This is a genomic window from Kytococcus sp. HMSC28H12, from assembly GCF_001816045.1.
Classification (GTDB): Bacteria; Actinomycetota; Actinomycetes; order Actinomycetales; family Dermatophilaceae; genus Kytococcus; species Kytococcus schroeteri.
On the sequence record NZ_KV824534.1, the window covers coordinates 1 to 1915 of the forward strand.

Consider the following 1915-nt stretch of genomic DNA (forward strand, 5'->3'; position numbering starts at 1 on the left):
GGCGGGGTGCGGCATCGGGGAGCAGGCGGCGGCCACGTTGGTGCGGCGCGGAGCCCTGGTGCGTGTGGCCCGCGGCGCCTACGTGGAGGGGCGGCGGTGGGCCGAGGCCCCGGCGCGGGAGCGGCACGCCCTCCTCGCGGTGGCCGTCGCCCGCACCTGGGGGCCGGACACGGCCGTCAGCCACGCGTCCGCGGCCGTCCTGCACGGGCTGCCCCTGCTGCGGCTTCCCTCGGTGGTGGAGGGCAGCCGGACCCGGGGAGGCCAGGGGCGGCGCCGCCGTGCGCACACGGTCTACCGGGGCTACCCGGGCGTCCACCCGGTGCGGTGCCGGGGCGTGCAGGTGGTGCCCGTGGCCGATGCCGCCGTCGGCGTGGCGGACCGCTACGGCCTCGAGGCGGGGGTGGTGGTGCTGGACGCCGCCCTGCACGCTGGGGCCACCACGCGGGAGGCGGTGCAGGAACTCGTGGACCGCTGCCGGGTTCACCCGGTGCACGCGCGGGCGGCGGCGGCGCTGGCGCTGGCGGACGGACGGTCGGAGTCGCCGGGGGAGACCCGGACGCGGCTGCTGCTGGGGCGGCTCGGCATCGAGGTGGAGCCGCAGGTCAACCTGGTGACCGCCGACGGGGAGTGGCTGGGACGGGTGGACCTGCGCGTCCGGGGTGAACGGGTGGTGGTCGAGTTCGACGGGATGGTGAAGTACCGCGACCACGGCCGGCTGGCGGTGGAGGACAAGCGGCGGGACCTGGCCATGCAGCGTGCCGGTCACGAGGTGGTGCGGCTGGTCTGGGCGGACCTCGACCGGCCGGAGGCAGTGCGGCAGATGGTGGCCGATGCGGTGGCGCGCTCGCGACGGCGGTGCGCGTGAGGTGGGCTACCGGGCCGGGGGCGGGTCCGGTTCGCCGGGGGTGGGTCCGTCCACGGCGTGACCGCCCCCGGGACACCCGGAGCGACCCCTGCTGAGGGGGCGTCAGTCGGGGGCGTCCAGGGCGTGGTCGGCGCCCATGACGTGCAGCAGGCGGTGGGCGGTCTCGTCGACGAGGCGGTAGCGCATGGACCGGCCGTCGCGGGTGGCCTCCACCCAGCCCTGGGTCCGCAGCGTGCGCAGCGCCTGCGAGGCGGTGGCGTGGCTGATGCCGGCGGCCTCGGCCAGCTCCGCCACGGTGGACCCCGGGTGGTGGTGCATGCGGTCCAGCAGCCGCAGCCGCGTCGGGTCGCCGAGCAGGTCGAAGCGCCGCGCCCACTGGGTGTGACGGTCCTCGGCCATGCCCCGAGGGTGCCACACCGCCCGGACGCTCACGGGCCCACCGCGCCCGGGGAGGGTGGGCGCCCGGTCGGTACCCTCGCGGCGTGTCCGACTCACCCCGCATCCCGCACGCACCCGCCGAGGGCCTGTTCACCCCCTCCTACCTGTGGATGCTGGTCGGCATCGTGGGTGCCTTCGTCAACTTCGCCCTGCTGCTGCCGGTGGTGCCGGCCTGGGCCGAGCACCTGGGCGCCTCCCCGGCCGGGGTGGGCGCCTCCACCACGGTGATGATGGGCGCCTGCGTGGCCGCCCAGCTGGCGATGCCGTGGCTGCTGGCACGGGTGGGCTACGTGCGCCCGTACGTGGCGGGCCTGGTGCTCATGGGCGCCCCCGCGCTCGCGCTGCCCTGGACCACCGAGCTGTGGGGGGTGCACCTGGTGCAGGCCCTGCGTGGGGTCGGCTTCGGGCTGCTCGTGGTGTCCGGGTCGGCGCTCTCGGCCTCCCTGGCCCCGCCGCGCCTGCGGGGCCGTGCGGTGGGCATGTACGGCGTGGCCCTGGCCGCCGCGCAGATCCCCGCCCTGCCCGCCGGCCTGCCGCTCGTGCACGGCGCCGGGTGGTCCACGGTGTTCTGGCTGGCCGGTGGGGCGGCGGTGCTCGTGGCGCCGCTGGCCG

At 77.5% G+C, this 1915-nt stretch carries 3 protein-coding genes; 2 read left to right on the plus strand and 1 reads right to left on the minus strand.

From position 1 onward, the window contains the following. On the plus strand, nucleotides 1-865 hold an 865-nt coding region (locus tag HMPREF3099_RS12950), incomplete at its 5' end, for a hypothetical protein (protein WP_070705465.1). A gap of 102 nt (nucleotides 866-967) precedes the next feature. On the opposite strand, the gene HMPREF3099_RS07855 is transcribed toward HMPREF3099_RS12950, so the two are convergent. Continuing rightward, complete coding sequence (locus HMPREF3099_RS07855) at nucleotides 968-1264, minus strand: ArsR/SmtB family transcription factor (protein WP_070705466.1); 297 nt, start codon at nucleotides 1262-1264, stop codon at nucleotides 968-970. Between the two features lie 83 nt (nucleotides 1265-1347). Here HMPREF3099_RS07855 and HMPREF3099_RS07860 point away from each other — a divergent pair. After that, on the plus strand, nucleotides 1348-1915 hold a 568-nt coding region (locus tag HMPREF3099_RS07860), incomplete at its 3' end, for an MFS transporter (RefSeq protein WP_141762069.1).

What these genes read in the sequence shown, in the direction of transcription:
- HMPREF3099_RS07855 (WP_070705466.1), bottom strand. Translation starts at nt 1,264, where the DNA reads ATGGCCGAGGACCGTCACACCCAGTGGGCGCGGCGCTTCGACCTGCTC.